Origin of the sequence: Rhizobium mulingense (assembly GCF_029194105.1) — a bacterium.
In the GTDB taxonomy this organism is placed as follows: Bacteria; Pseudomonadota; Alphaproteobacteria; order Rhizobiales; family Rhizobiaceae; genus Rhizobium; species Rhizobium mulingense.
Genome location: NZ_JARFVE010000003.1, coordinates 494,806 through 508,324 on the forward strand (window position 1 = coordinate 494,806; position 13,519 = coordinate 508,324).

Sequence of the window (13,519 nt, forward strand, 5' to 3'; positions counted from 1 at the left end):
CGCGCCTTTTTCATGTCCGCGGGTCGGAGATGAAATCGGAATAGAATTCGTCGGCCGTCCTTGCCTTGCGCATGGCGGCGAGTACGTCGTCCGATTGCAGCCGCCGGGCGATGGCGGACAGCACGTTCAGATATTCGCCGCGGTTGTCCTCCCCGAAAAGCAGCACCACGGCGATGTCGGCCGGGATATCGTCGATCGGCTCGAAATCCAGCGGCCGGGAAAAGCGGATGAGCAGACCGCGCGGGCTGCTCATGGTCTCGATCGCCGCATGCGGAATGGCGATGCCGTTGCCGATCCCGGTGGAGCCAAGCTTTTCACGGGCTTCGAGCGCCTTCAGAATGATCTGCGCGTCGACGGAAAAGGCCATGGCCGCCTTGTCCGCGATGGTCTGCAGCGCTCGCCATTTCGCCGGAGCCGACACGCCGATGAAAGTGTGTTCCGGCCGGATGATGTTGGGAAGGTTCATGTCATTCTCGATATAGTCGGCTCGAAGGTCAGCAACGGGGAAGGGGAGGGATGTCAGTCCGGTTCCCTGAGCCGGTAGCCGACTCCGGTCTCGGTGGTAATATAGTGCGGCTGATCCGGAATTTTCTCGACCTTTTGCCTGATCTGTCTGATGTAGACGCGCAGATATTGCACGTCAGCCGCCGGCCCCCATACCTGCTTCAACAGAAACTGGTGGGTCAGCACCTTGCCCGCATGCTGGGCCAGCACGCGCAGAATGTCGTATTCTTTCGGCGACAGTTTTAGTTCCTCGCCGTCGACCTTGACGATACGCTTGACGAGGTCGATCGACAGCCCGCCGGTCTGGAAGATCGCCTTTTCCCCCTGTTGCTGCAGTCTGTGACGCAGCGCCACCCGGATACGGGCGCCGAGCTCGTTGATGCCGAAGGGCTTGGTGACATAATCGTCGGCGCCGCTTTCCAGCGCCTTGACGATGCCGGCCTCGTCGGTGCGGCTGGACAGGATGACAACAGGCATGGAAAGCCCTCCGCCGCGCCACTCCTGCAAGAGGTCATGGCCCGGCGTGTCGGGCAGGCCAAGGTCGAGCACGACGAGGTCGGGCATGTCGTCGGCGACCGACTGGCGGGCGCTCTCGGCATTCGGCGCCTCCTGCACGTCATAGCCCTGCGCGGTCAGGCCGACGCGGAGCAGCTTGCGGATCGGAGGCTCGTCGTCGACGACGAGGATTTTGACGGCTGAACCGGTCATTTGAGTTCATCCAGTTTCGGAATGTCGTTGGGTTTCGGCAGGCGGATGGTGAAGACGGCGCCCGGGCGTCCCCTCCGGTTTCCGGCCGCGATCGTGCCGCCCATCGCCTCGATGAAGCCGCGGCAGATGGACAGGCCAAGCCCGGTGCCGGCGCGCACCTGGTCGCCCTTGCGGACCCGGTAGAAAGTGTCGAAGACGCGGGCAAAGTCGGGCGGCGGAATGCCCGGGCCTTCGTCCGAGACCTGCACGACGACATTGTCGGCATCGGCCCAGCCTTCGATTTGGATCACCGATCCCGCAGGCGCGTATTTGGCGGCATTGTCGAGCAGGTTGAAGATCACCTGCTCGAACAGGACAGGATCGACCCGCACCATCGGCAGCTCGGCGGGGATGCTCATCTCGGTCTTGTGATGCTCCAGGATCTTTGCGGCGCGGGCCAGCGCGCTGCCGACGATATCGCCGGCATAGTGCAGCGCAGAGTTCGGCTCCATTGCGCCGGACTCGATCTTGGTCATGTCGAGCAGATTGGCGATGAAACGGTTGAGACGCTCCGATTCGTCGACGACGGTGGAAAGCAGGTCAGCGCGATCCTCCTCCGGCATCGAGGCGAAATAATCGCGCAGCGTGCCGGCGGCGCCGAGGATGGCGGCAAGCGGCGTCTTCAGATCATGCGAGATCGAGGTGAGCAGGGCCGAGCGCAGCCGGTCGGCTTCAGCCGCAAGTCTTGCCCGGTCGACGTCGGCGACGAGCTGGACGCGTTCGATGGCAAGGGCTGCCTGGTCGGCCAGCGCATCGAGCAGCCGCTGCTGCTCGGGCGTCAGCAGCGGCCCGTCGCGGCGGTCGCTGTCGAGGCCGATGACGCCGACGGCGGTGCGCCCGGTTCGGAGCGGCACATACAGGCGCTTGGCGCCGGGCAGGGTGTCGGCACCGCGGCCGGCGGCGTGATTGTGCTCCCAGGCCCAGCGGGCAGCGGCGATATCGGCATCGTCGAGCGTATCGTCGGGCGGATAGCCGGCCTTGACGGCGATAGTGCCTTCCTCGGGCAGCAGCAGCACGACGCGAACCTTCAGCATCGAGGCGAGTTGGAAGGCCGTCGCCCAGAGCACGTCGTCGAGCGTGCCGGTGCCCGCGAGCTTTTTCGAGAAGAGATAGAGATCTTCCGTCGTACGCGCCCGCTGCCGGGCGGCGGCAGCCTGGCGCTGCACGGTCGCGGTCAGGTTGCTGGCGATAATGGCGACGCCGAGGAAGAAGAAGAAAGCGAGCACGCTTTCCGGATCGCTGATCGTCAGCGTGTAGCGCGGCGGCAGGAAGAAGAAGTTGAAGGATAGCGCGCCGAGAATGCAGCTGTAGAGCGCCGGCCGCAGGCCGTTGAGGACGGCGGAGGTCAGCACCGCCATCAGAAAGACCAGGGCGAGGTTGCGCACGTCAAGCACTTGGTCGAGGACGATGCTGACGCCCAGCGCGATGGCGACATAACCGGTCGCCAGCAGATAGGCCCGGAAATCCAGTTGCGGCGCGGCGGCGGCGGCCTTGATCCCGCGCGCGGTGGTGCCGTCCTTCTCGGTGCCCGAGATGACATGGACGCTGATCTCACCTGTCTTGCGGATCAGCTCGTCGGTGATCGAGCGGCCCCACCAGTCGCGCCAGGTCGGCTTCTTCGGGGCGCCGATGACGATGTGGGTCACGTTGTTGGCGGTGGCATGGCGGACGAGCTCCTCGGCCACCTCTCGGCCAGGAATGGTGATTGCCTCGCCGCCGAGCTGTTCGGCAAGCCGTAGGGTGGCGGCGATCGTATCGCGCTCGGCTTCGCTGAGGTTGATCGAGTGGTTGGTCTCGATATAGACGGCGGCCCAGGGCGCCCGCAGCCGCGAGGCCATGCGCGAGGCATAGCGCACCAGAGAGGCCGAGCGCGGGTGATGATCGACGGAGACGAGAACGCGTTCGCCCGCCGCCCAGGGGCCCGATATGGCGTGAGCCTGCATGTGGGTCAGCAACTGGTCGTCGACGCACTGGGCGGTCTTGCGCAGCGCCAGCTCGCGGAGCGCCGTCAGGTTGCCCGGCGTGAAATAATTGGTCAGCGCCCGCTCGGCCGTGCGCGGCATGTAGACCTTGCCGTCATGCAGGCGCTTGATCAGATCGTCCGGCGTCAGATCGATGATCTCGACATCGTCGGCAAGATCGATGATCGAATCCGGCACCGTCTCGCGCACCCGGATGCGGGTGATCTGCGAGACGACGTCGTTCAGGCTCTCGACATGCTGGATGTTGAGCGTCGTATAGACGTCGATGCCGCGATCGAGCAGCTCCTTGACGTCGAGGTAACGCTTCGGGTGGCGGCTGCCCTCGGCATTGGTGTGGGCGAGTTCGTCGACGAGCACGAGATCCGGCCGGCGGGCGAGGATGCCGTCGAGGTCCATTTCCTCGAGCAGCCGGCCCTTATAGTCGATTTCGACGCGGGGAATGATCTCGAAGCCGGCGACGAGCGCCTCCGTCTCCTTGCGGCCATGGGTTTCGACGACGCCGATGACGACGTCGAGACCATCGGCGATCTTGGCGCGGCCGGAGATCAGCATCTCGTAGGTCTTGCCGACACCGGGGGCGGCGCCGAGGAAAATCTTCAGACGGCCGCGCGTTTCCGCCCGGGCTTTTTCGAGAAGCGCGTCGGGCGAGGGCCTGCCGGCCGGGTCGCGATTGTCGTCTGGCATGCGTGTGGTCTTTCTGCAGATACCTGTGCTTGAGGATGGGTTCTCCTCGCGACCCCTCGTTAAATCACTTCAGCCGACGGGCCGACGTCGCTTGGCTCAGTTGGCGGAAGGCATCCAGGGCCTCTAGCTGCGAATAGCTCCTTAAGCCCGCCCCGCCCTCCGTCATGCTCGGCCTTGAGCCGAGCATGACGGAGGGCGGGGTTGGCCTTCTCGCCAAAGGCGCCCCGGCCAGCAAGCGCACCGCGTCTCGGATGCTCATCAGGCCGCCTGCTTACTCTCCACCCAGCCAACGAACATCACTCAGTCATAGAAGCATCAAGGCTCTGATTCAACGCCAGAACATTGACTGTGGGTTCGCCGAGAATGCCGAGTTCGCGGTCTTGAACGGCGCCGTCGACCAGCGCCTTCACTTTGGCCTCGTCAAGGCTCCGCGCCTTGGCGACACGTGCCACCTGGAAATAGGCGGCCTCCGGCGAAATATCGGGATCGAGGCCGCTGCCCGAGGCGGTGACGAGGTCGGCGGGCACCGCCGCATTCGGGTTCTCCGCCTTGGCCGCCTCGTAGTCGCCCTTGACCCGGTCGATCAGCTTCTGGCTGGTCGGGCCGAGGTTGGAGCCGCTGGAGGCGGCGGCATTGTAGCCGTCGCCGGCAGCCGAGGGACGGCCGCGGAAATATTTGTCGCTGGTGAAAGACTGGCCGATCAGCGTCGAGCCGATCACCGCGCCGTTCTTCTCGACGAGGCTGCCGTTCGCCTGGGTGGGGAACAGGGCCTGTGCAGCGCCGGTCATGGCGAGTGGGTAGAGAAGGCCGGTGATCACGGTGGTGGCAAGGATCATGACGACCGCCGGGCGAAATTCTTTCAACATTGTTCTGCTCCTTGGAAAGTTCACGTGGAGACCGGTTCCGGTGAGGAACCGTATCTTCCGCTAGGCGAGGCCGAGGGCGGCGACGGCCATGTCGATCGCCTTAATGCCGATGAAGGGGACGATGATGCCGCCGAGGCCGTAGATCAGCAGGTTGCGCGACAGCAGTGCGCCGGCGCCGATCGGGCGGTAGCGCACGCCCTTCAAGGACAGCGGGATCAGCGCAATGATGATCAATGCGTTGAAGATGATCGCCGACAGGATGGCGCTTTGCGGCGTCGACAGTCCCATGACATTGAGCACGCCGAGCTGCGGGTAGAAGGTCAGGAACATCGCCGGGATGATGGCGAAGTATTTGGCGATGTCGTTGGCGATCGAGAACGTCGTCAGCGCGCCGCGCGTCATCAAAAGCTGCTTGCCGATCTCGACGATCTCGATGAGCTTGGTCGGATCGCTGTCGAGATCGACCATGTTGCCGGCCTCGCGGGCGGCGACCGTGCCAGTGTTCATGGCGACGCCGACATCGGCCTGGGCAAGCGCAGGGGCATCGTTGGTGCCGTCGCCGCACATGGCGACCAGCTTGCCCTTGGCCTGTTCCTCGCGCATCAGCGCCAGTTTCATCTCCGGCGTTGCCTGGGCGAGGAAATCGTCGACGCCGGCTTCGGCGGCGATGGCGGCCGCCGTCAGCGGGTTGTCGCCTGTTATCATCACCGTGCGGATGCCCATGCGGCGCAGCTCCGTGAAGCGTTCGCGGATGCCGCCTTTGACGATGTCCTTCAACTGGATGATGCCGAGCAGCCGGCCATCGCGGGCGACGGCGAGCGGCGTGCCGCCCGATTTGCCTACCTCGTCGGCGATCGACTGCAGCTCGCGCACGACCTCGCTGCCGTTTTTTGAGGGGACGTCGCTATTGACGTAGGTCAGCACCGTATCGACCGCACCCTTGCGGATCGAGGCGCCTTCGAGATCGACGCCGCTCATGCGGGTCTGGGCGGTGAAGGGGACGAAGGTCGCCTTGAGGCTCGCCATGTCGCGGCCGCGGATCGCATATTTTTCCTTGGCGAGCACGACGATGGAGCGGCCTTCCGGCGTTTCGTCGGCAAGCGAGGCGAGCTGGGCGGCATCGGCAAGGTCCTGTTCGGAGACGCCGCGCACCGGCCGGAAGTTCGTCGCCTGGCGGTTGCCGAGCGTGATCGTGCCCGTCTTGTCGAGCAGCAGCGTATCGACGTCGCCGGCGGCTTCGACCGCCCGGCCGGACATGGCGAGCACGTTGAAGCGGACGAGGCGGTCCATGCCGGCAATGCCGATCGCCGACAAAAGCGCGCCGATCGTCGTGGGGATCAGAGTGACGAAAAGGGCGACGAGCACGATGATCGGGATCGAGCCGCCGGCATAGATGGCAAAGCTCGGGATCGTCGCCGTGGCGAGCACGAAGATCAGCGTCATGCCGGCGAGCAGGATGTTGAGCGCGATCTCGTTCGGCGTCTTCTGGCGCTCAGCGCCCTCGACGAGCGAAATCATCCGATCGAGGAAGGTAGCGCCGGCGGCCGCGGTGATGCGCACGCGGATCCAGTCGGACAGCACCTGCGTGCCGCCGGTCACTGCCGAGCGGTCGCCGCCGGATTCGCGGATGACCGGGGCGGATTCGCCTGTGATCGCCGCTTCGTTGACGGAGGCGACGCCTTCGATCACTTCGCCGTCCGACGGGATGATGTCGCCGGCTTCGACAAGCACGATATCGCCGACCTTGAGGCTGGTGCCCGGCACCATGCGATAATCGCTGCCATTATTGCCGGTGAGCAGCTTTGCCTGGGTTTCGGTGCGCGCCTTGCGCAGCGAATCCGCCTGCGCCTTGCCGCGGCCTTCGGCGACGGCTTCGGCGAAATTGGCGAAGAGCACGGTGAACCAGAGCCAGAGATTGATCTGGAAGGAGAAGCCGAGATTGCCGTTGCCGGTGACGAGGTCGCGCAGGAAGAGCACGGTGGTCAGCACCGAGACCGTGGCCACGACGAACATAACAGGATTTCTGGCCAGCGCGCGGGGGTCGAGCTTTTTCAAGGCGGCGCCGACGGCCGGAACGAGAATGCGAGAATCGATGATGCTCGCGGATTTTGCCTGGCTCATAGGAGACTCCAGCTTTGAAACGAGGATGGCGACCGAATCCTGTGACGCAGAATCACGGCATCGCCTCAGAAAGTCTGGCCGGCGAGGCCGACGAGGTGCTCGACGACAGGCCCGAGCGCCAGCGCCGGGAAGAAGGTCAGGCCGCCGACGATCAGGATCGTGCCGACGAGCAGGCCGACGAAGAGCGGGCCGTCGGTCGGGAAGGTGCCTGCAGAGGCCGGAACCGCCTTCTTGGCGATCAGCGAGCCGGCAATGGCGAGCGCCGGAATGATGACGAGGAAGCGGCCGGCGAGCATGCCGATGCCGAGCGTCACGTTGTACCAGGGTGTATTGCCGGTCAGGCCGCCGAAAGCTGAGCCGTTATTGGCTGCAGCCGAGGTATAGGCATAGAGGATTTCGGAGAAGCCGTGCGGACCGGCGGTGCCGACCGAGGCGACGGCGGAAGGAAGCACCGTGGCGATCGCGGTGAAGACAAGCATGGCGAGCGGCAGGCAGAGAATGGCGAGGATGGCCATCTTCATTTCTTTCGCCTCGATCTTCTTGCCGAGATATTCCGGCGTGCGGCCGACCATCAGGCCGGCGACGAAGACGGCGACGATGATGAACAGCAGGATTCCGTACAAGCCGGCGCCGACACCGCCGACGATGATCTCGCCGAGCTGCATGTTGATCAGCGGAACGAGGCCGCCGAGCGCGGTGAAGCTGCCATGCATGGCGTTGACCGCGCCGCAGGAGGCAGCGGTGGTGATGACCGCAAAGAGCGACGAGAGGGCCACGCCGAAGCGGACTTCCTTGCCCTCCATATTGCCACCCTGAAGGCTGAAGGCATGCATCAACGGATTGCCGGCGGCTTCTGCCCAATAGGTGACGACAACGCCGGTGAGGAACAGCACGCCCATGGTAGCAAGGATCGCCCAACCCTGGCGCTGGTTGCCGACCATGCGGCCGAAGACGTTGGTGAGAGCCGCACCGATCGCAAAGATCGACACCATCTGGATGAGGTTGGAGATTGCATCGGGATTTTCGAAGGGATGGGCGGAATTGGCGTTGAAGAAGCCGCCGCCATTGGTGCCGAGCATCTTGATCGCCAGCTGCGAGGCGACGGGGCCGACGGCGATCGTCTGCTTGGCGCCTTCGAGCGTCGTCGCATTGACATAGGGTCCGAGCGTCTGCGGCACGCCGAGATAGACATAGACGAGCGTCAGCGCGATCGAGATCGGCAGCAGCACATAGAAGGTTGCCCTGGTCATATCGACCCAGAAATTGCCGATAGCCTTGCCCGAGGCGCGCGAGAAGGCGCGGATAAAGGCGAGCGCGATAGCGATGCCCGTTGCCGCTGAAACGAAGTTCTGGACGGTGAAGCCGGCCATCTGGGTGAAATAGGATATCGTGCTTTCGCCGCCGTAGTTCTGCCAGTTGGTATTGCTGACGAAGCTGACGGCAGTATTGAAGGAAAGCTCCGGGGGGACGGCTGCCATGCCGGCCGGATTATAGGGGAGGCCGGCCTGCAGCCGCTGCAGTGCATAAAGCACGATGACGCCGAGAAGATTGAACGTCAGCATGGCGAAGGCATAAGAGGTCCAATGCTGCTCCTCGCTCTCGCTGGTGCCGGCGACGCGGTAAAGCCCGCGTTCGATGGGAACGAGGACCGGGGAGAGAAAAGTGCGCTCGCCGCCGAAGACACGCGTCATATAACCACCGAGCGGTTTAACGAGCGCGAGAACGATCCCGCAATAAAGCAGGATCTGAAGCCATCCGTTGAGGGTCATGGAGGTAGACTTTCTATGACCGGCCGCCTCGCAACTGAAAGCGCCGGCTTTCTTCAAAAGCGCTCCGGGCGAAGCAGAGCGTAGGTGAGGTAAAGGGTGAGAAACACGGTCACCGCGCCGCTCAAGACGTAATCGAGGGTCATGGCGTTTCTCCCGCTAAAGCCTGTCGCAGGCTCTGGTGTAGGCAAAGCACAGCGCGAAGAAGATGATCGCGGTGCCGAGTAGAATGATATCCATCATGATGGTGACTCCTGTCGTTCGTCCTGGAGTCAGATAAGACAAAGGGCGCCATCCCGCAGGACGGCCGCCTTTTATGCTTTCTGGCGTGGAGAGGATCGTTCGATCTCTCGGCCATGAATATGGATCGGAAGGGCATAAAGGTTCGAGACGGGCAAGCGGCCATCTATATAAAAATCTTATAAAGGCTTTCAGTAAGCGAGCTAAGGGTCGACCCGGAACTGGTATCGGCCTTCGGCGCTGCGGCCGTCCATCGAGAGCACGCGCCAGTCGACGGTATAGAGGCCGGGCGCCATGGCAGGATCGAGAGGGATCTTGAAGATCGATCCTTCAGGGCCGGAAAGAAACGGCTTGCCGGTGGGAAGCGCCATCCCCTGGGCATCCAGCAGGACGGCCGTCGAGCGGGCAAGATCGACCGGGCCGGTGAAAGTGAGCTCGAGATTGGCAGGAACGAGCTGTTGTTCCTGCTGTTGCGATGGGAGCGAGGCTTGTTCCAAGGCCGCGGACGCTTCACTTGCGGTGAAGAGAAGGAAGGCGAACAGACAGAATGACGCGATCGACTTCATGATGGTCTTCCTTATCGTGCCGATCCGCATGTGCCCGGAGCCCTCATGCTTCCGTGACGCCATGCCGACGTGTCACTATGAACGCTGCGGGGGATGATTTCGATCCCTAGTTTTTGCGATAGCGCGCACCGGCCGCGGCTGGCGGCCTTTCGGCAGCGCGGCGATCAGGTCAGTAAGCCGCTGCCAGAATTTTCGGAATGACCTTGATAATGTTGGGCCGTTTTTCATCTCTCCGCCTGTCCTCATCGCCGAGATCTCGGAATTGAGAATGTACTCCCCGTCGGCTCCGGCTGGAATCATACGGAGGTTTTGGAGCGTGAATCTTTCGGATTACAGAAAATGGGCATTTCATCACGAGTTGAGCAAAAGCTTGATCGGTGCGATTGAATTGCCGCCGCTTACCGTCTTATAATCCGTGTCGACGGCACCCCGATAAATCGCGGGGCGAAAAGGGAAGGAAACCGATCATGACCAAAGTCCGTGCGCTGGTACTGGAGCGCCAGCATGAACTTGCGCTTCGCGATATCGATCTGCCGCTGGAGACAGGACCGGGGCAGGTCAAGATCAGGGTTCATACAGTCGGCGTCTGCGGTTCGGACGTGCATTATTATACCCACGGCAAGATCGGTCCCTTCATCGTCAACGCGCCGATGGTGCTCGGCCATGAGGCGGCGGGCACGGTGGTCGAGGTCGGGTCCGGTGTCACGCATCTGAAAGTCGGCGACCGCGTCTGCATGGAGCCCGGCATCCCCGACCCGAATTCCAAGGCAAGCCGGCTCGGCATGTACAATATCGATCCCGCCGTCAGTTTCTGGGCGACGCCGCCGGTTCATGGCGTGCTGACGCCGGAGGTCGTGCATCCCGCCAATTATACCTTCAAGCTGCCCGACAATGTCAGCTTTGCCGAAGGCGCTATGGTCGAGCCCTTCGCGGTCGGCATGCAGGCGGCGAGCAAGGCGAAGATTGCGCCGGGCGATACCGCCATCGTTCTTGGCGCCGGCCCGATCGGCACGATGGTGGCGATTGCCGCCCTTGCCGGCGGCTGCGCCCGGGCGATCGTTGCCGATCTCGCCCAGCCGAAGCTCGATATCGCCGCGCAGTATCAGGGCGTCATCCCGGTCAATATCCGCGAGACGAATCTGATCGAAGAAGTGGGCAGGCTGACCGACGGCTGGGGCGCCGATGTCGTCTTCGAATGCTCCGGTTCGCCGAAGGCCTGGGAGACGATTATGGCGCTGCCGCGCCCGGGCGGCGTCATCGTCGCCGTCGGCCTGCCGGTCAATCCTGTTGGTTTTGACGTCTCGACGGCGACGACCAAAGAAATCCGCATCGAAACGGTGTTCCGTTACGCCCATCAGTACGAGCGCTCGATCGCGCTGCTCGGCTCGGGCCGCGTCGATCTGAAGCCGCTGATATCGGAGACCTTCACATTCGAGGATTCGATCAAGGCCTTCGATCGCGCCGTCGAGGCCCGGCCGAGCGACGTGAAGCTGCAGATCGTGATGGAGTAGGGCGCCGGACCACCTCTATGAGTGCCCGGCACTCGGTCTCATCTTGCGAACGGCAAGAGCGGCGGCTGCGACAAAGGCCGCCGCTCCGACCGCGATGAGCAGATGGTGGTGAAGGGGGAGGTGGCCCAATGTCTGCTGGATTCCGTGCCCGAAGAGATAACCGAGCGCGGTGAAAAGCTGTCCCCAGACCAGTGCGGCTACCGCATTCAGGACGACGAATTTCCCGGTCGATATCCTAGTCGTCCCAATGACGACGGGGCTGATCGTCCGCAACCCGACCAGGAAACGAAAGGCAAGGATGAAGCCTGTGGGATATGTTTCCAGAAGCTGGGTGACGCGGGCAAGCGCCGGTCTTTCCAGCAGCCGGCGGACGAGGCTCCATCGGGCGGCGTAACGGCCGGCAAAAAACCAGAACTGATCGCCGGCGAAGGATCCGGCGATTGCCGCAGACGCTGCCGCCCAATAGGTAAGCAAGCCGCGATGAGCGATCACGCCGCCTAGGAAAGCGGCCGTTTCGCCTTCGAAAGCAGCCCCCAGAAAAATTGCCAGCAGGCCGTAATTCTCAATCAGCAGTTCGATAGACATGGCGACCCGCCCCCAGCTGTTTCCGAAGCGTCAGGTCAAGGCTAAACCGGCTTCAAATCCCCGAGCAGCGTCGGGATCAGCTCCGAGACCGTGGGATGGATCGGCACAGACCATTTCAGCGTGGGATAGGTTGTGCCGGCATTCATCGCGTCGATCAGGCCGTGGATCACCTCGTCGCCCTCGATGCCCAATATCGCCGCACCGAGGATTTCCTTGCTTTCGGCGTCGGCCACCACTTTCATGAAGCCCTTCGTCTCGCCGCGCTCATTGGCGCGGCCGACGCGGCTCATCGGGCGGGTCGAGACCATGATCCTGCGCCCCGACTCTCGCGCCTGCTTTTCCGTCATGCCGACGCGGCCGAGCGGCGGGTCGATATAAAGCGCATAGGCCGGGATGCGACTCGAGACCTTGCGGTCGTCGCCGTCCAAGAGATTGGCGGCGGCGATCTCGAAATCATTGTAAGACGTGTGCGTGAAGGCGCCGCGGCCGTTGCAGTCGCCAAGCGCAAAGATGCCCTCGACATTGGTGGCGAGCCGATCGTCGACGGTGATATAGCCGCGCTTATCCGTAGCCACGCCGGCGGCATCGAGGCCGAGATCGTCGGTATTCGGCTTTCGGCCGGTGGCGATCAGCACATGGCTGGCATCGATCTTCGCCGCGCCGGCGGTGACGCTCACGCCACCGCCGTTTTTTGCGAAGGCGATGTTATCGGCGTCGGTATGGACGCCAATGCCTTCTGAACGCAGGATCTCGGCGATCGCATCGGATATATCCTCGTCCTCGCGCGAAGCGAGCTTCGGGCCGTGCTCGATGACGCTGACTTCGGCGCCGAAACGGCGATACATCTGCGCGAACTCCAGCCCGATATAGCTGCCGCCGATGACCGCAAGATGCCGCGGCAGCATGTCGAGTTGGATGATCGAGGTGCTGGTGAGGTAATCGATATCGGCAATGCCCGGCAGCTCGGGGATGATGGGCCGCGCGCCGACATTGAGGAAGATGCGCGGCGCGGTGAGCGTTTCGCCGTTGACGCGGACGGATCTCGGTCCCTCGAAACGCGCATGACCATAGATCACGCGCATGCCATCCATACCGGCAAACCAGCCGATCAGGCCGTTGCGGGCGTTCATCGTCACCGTTTCGGCGCGGGCTCTGACCACCTTCATGTCGATGCCGATCTCGCCGGGGATCTTAACACCGTAGGCGGCGCCGCTTCTGGCCACATGGGCGGCGCGGGCGCTGGCGACCAGCGTCTTCGTCGGCATGCAGCCGGCATTGACGCAGGTGCCGCCGAGGAATTTGCGCTCGATCAGCGCCACCTTCATGCCCTTCTCGACCATGCGGGCGGCCAGAAAGGGGCCGGCCTGGCCGGCGCCGATAACGATGGCGTCGAAGCTTTTCATGACACGGCTCCCACGATCAGCGCCGCACCGATGACGGCGACGGCATCCTCGATCAGGGCCGCCGGCAGGTCCCTGCCGAAGGAAGCAGCAAGCCTGCCGCGCAGGGCGGCGCCACCATAGGTGCCGATGACGGCGCCGATCACGCCGGCGATCAGGCCGCCGAAGAGCAGGCCGCTGGCGGCGCCGATCGTCGCCCCGGCGAGCGCCCCGGTGACGATACGGGCGCCGAACTGCAACGGCACCTTGCGCGACGGTGTCGACGGCAGCTGATCGGTGATCAGCTCGACGATGGCGAGAACCGTGAAGACCCACGGCGTCCAGCGGTAACCCATGAAGGCAAGCGGCGTTTGCGACACGTCGAACCAGCCGAGTGCCGCGCCCCAGGCGACGGCGGCGGGCGCGGTCATGGCGCGCAGGCCGGAGATGACACCGATCAGCAATGCAAGAAAAAGAAACATGCGCGATCCCCCTCATTGCCGGCGTCGTGCCGCGAGAGGGAAGGTTGCACATTGTCAGGCGCGTGGCAATTCGCCCAGCCGAACCG

General features: G+C 63.6%; 12 protein-coding genes. 1 reads left to right on the forward strand and 11 read right to left on the reverse strand.

Annotated features, from left to right (window positions below):
* Nucleotides 1–10 precede the first annotated feature (10 nt).
* From PYR71_RS07240 to PYR71_RS07275, 8 genes are all read right to left on the reverse strand, one after another.
* Nucleotides 11–466 (reverse strand): PTS sugar transporter subunit IIA, encoded by a 456-nt coding sequence (locus PYR71_RS07240; protein ID WP_275618800.1) that lies wholly within the window; start codon nt 464–466, stop codon nt 11–13.
* A 53-nt stretch (nt 467–519) separates the two neighbouring features.
* Nucleotides 520–1,212, reverse strand: a complete 693-nt coding sequence (locus tag PYR71_RS07245) for a response regulator transcription factor (RefSeq protein ID WP_275618801.1) — start codon at nt 1,210–1,212, stop codon at nt 520–522.
* Nucleotides 1,209–3,917 carry a sensor histidine kinase gene (locus PYR71_RS07250; protein ID WP_275618802.1) on the reverse strand — a complete coding sequence of 903 codons (2,709 nt, stop codon included), beginning with the start codon at nt 3,915–3,917 and terminating at the stop codon, nt 1,209–1,211. The genes PYR71_RS07245 and PYR71_RS07250 overlap by 4 nt, the downstream gene beginning before the upstream one ends.
* A 296-nt stretch (nt 3,918–4,213) precedes the next feature.
* The gene (gene kdpC / locus PYR71_RS07255) at nt 4,214–4,783 is read right to left on the reverse strand and encodes a potassium-transporting ATPase subunit KdpC (RefSeq protein WP_275618803.1); all 570 of its coding nucleotides are present in this window, start codon (nt 4,781–4,783) and stop codon (nt 4,214–4,216) included.
* 60 nt (nt 4,784–4,843) lie between these two features.
* Nucleotides 4,844–6,904, reverse strand: a complete 2,061-nt coding sequence (gene kdpB, locus PYR71_RS07260; protein ID WP_275618804.1) for a potassium-transporting ATPase subunit KdpB — start codon at nt 6,902–6,904, stop codon at nt 4,844–4,846.
* Nucleotides 6,905–6,969: 65 nt separating this feature from the next.
* A complete protein-coding gene (gene kdpA / locus PYR71_RS07265; RefSeq protein WP_275618805.1) occupies nt 6,970–8,673 on the reverse strand; it encodes a potassium-transporting ATPase subunit KdpA in 1,704 nt (567 codons plus the stop codon).
* 53 nt (nt 8,674–8,726) lie between these two features.
* Nucleotides 8,727–8,816, reverse strand: coding sequence for a K(+)-transporting ATPase subunit F (gene kdpF / locus PYR71_RS07270; protein ID WP_020923123.1), 90 nt, complete (start codon nt 8,814–8,816; stop codon nt 8,727–8,729).
* Between the two features lie 297 nt (nt 8,817–9,113).
* Entirely contained in the window at nt 9,114–9,476 is a 363-nt protein-coding gene (locus tag PYR71_RS07275; RefSeq protein ID WP_011428121.1) for a copper resistance CopC family protein, read from the reverse strand.
* A 467-nt stretch (nt 9,477–9,943) separates the two neighbouring features.
* On the opposite strand from PYR71_RS07275, the gene PYR71_RS07280 reads away from it, so the two are divergent.
* Nucleotides 9,944–10,987 (forward strand): NAD(P)-dependent alcohol dehydrogenase, encoded by a 1,044-nt coding sequence (locus PYR71_RS07280; RefSeq protein WP_275618806.1) that lies wholly within the window; start codon nt 9,944–9,946, stop codon nt 10,985–10,987.
* A gap of 15 nt (nt 10,988–11,002) precedes the next feature.
* Here the strand turns inward: PYR71_RS07280 and PYR71_RS07285 are convergent, their stop codons facing one another.
* The 3 genes from PYR71_RS07285 to PYR71_RS07295 are packed head-to-tail and all read right to left on the reverse strand — an operon-like array spanning nt 11,003 to nt 13,433.
* On the reverse strand, nt 11,003–11,572 hold the full coding sequence (locus PYR71_RS07285; protein WP_275618807.1) for a DedA family protein: 570 nt from the start codon (nt 11,570–11,572) through the stop codon (nt 11,003–11,005).
* Nucleotides 11,573–11,613: 41 nt separating this feature from the next.
* The gene (locus tag PYR71_RS07290; protein ID WP_275618808.1) at nt 11,614–12,975 is read right to left on the reverse strand and encodes an FAD-containing oxidoreductase; all 1,362 of its coding nucleotides are present in this window, start codon (nt 12,973–12,975) and stop codon (nt 11,614–11,616) included.
* The gene (locus PYR71_RS07295) at nt 12,972–13,433 is read right to left on the reverse strand and encodes a DUF4126 domain-containing protein (RefSeq protein WP_183918880.1); all 462 of its coding nucleotides are present in this window, start codon (nt 13,431–13,433) and stop codon (nt 12,972–12,974) included. Before PYR71_RS07295 ends, PYR71_RS07290 begins: the two co-directional genes overlap by 4 nt.
* Nucleotides 13,434–13,519: the final 86 nt, after the last annotated feature.

Excerpts from the sequence above, each read along its gene's own strand:
- PYR71_RS07275 (WP_011428121.1), bottom strand. The coding sequence starts at position 9,476 with ATGAAGTCGATCGCGTCATTCTGTCTGTTCGCCTTCCTTCTCTTCACC.
- PYR71_RS07280 (WP_275618806.1), top strand. The coding sequence starts at position 9,944 with ATGACCAAAGTCCGTGCGCTGGTACTGGAGCGCCAGCATGAACTTGCG.
- kdpB (WP_275618804.1), bottom strand. The coding sequence starts at position 6,904 with ATGAGCCAGGCAAAATCCGCGAGCATCATCGATTCTCGCATTCTCGTT.
- kdpC (WP_275618803.1), bottom strand. The coding sequence starts at position 4,783 with ATGTTGAAAGAATTTCGCCCGGCGGTCGTCATGATCCTTGCCACCACC.
- PYR71_RS07290 (WP_275618808.1), bottom strand. The coding sequence starts at position 12,975 with ATGAAAAGCTTCGACGCCATCGTTATCGGCGCCGGCCAGGCCGGCCCC.
- PYR71_RS07245 (WP_275618801.1), bottom strand. The coding sequence starts at position 1,212 with ATGACCGGTTCAGCCGTCAAAATCCTCGTCGTCGACGACGAGCCTCCG.
- kdpF (WP_020923123.1), bottom strand. The coding sequence starts at position 8,816 with ATGACCCTCGATTACGTCTTGAGCGGCGCGGTGACCGTGTTTCTCACC.
- PYR71_RS07240 (WP_275618800.1), bottom strand. The coding sequence starts at position 466 with ATGAACCTTCCCAACATCATCCGGCCGGAACACACTTTCATCGGCGTG.
- PYR71_RS07250 (WP_275618802.1), bottom strand. The coding sequence starts at position 3,917 with ATGCCAGACGACAATCGCGACCCGGCCGGCAGGCCCTCGCCCGACGCG.
- kdpA (WP_275618805.1), bottom strand. The coding sequence starts at position 8,673 with ATGACCCTCAACGGATGGCTTCAGATCCTGCTTTATTGCGGGATCGTT.
- PYR71_RS07295 (WP_183918880.1), bottom strand. The coding sequence starts at position 13,433 with ATGTTTCTTTTTCTTGCATTGCTGATCGGTGTCATCTCCGGCCTGCGC.
- PYR71_RS07285 (WP_275618807.1), bottom strand. The coding sequence starts at position 11,572 with ATGTCTATCGAACTGCTGATTGAGAATTACGGCCTGCTGGCAATTTTT.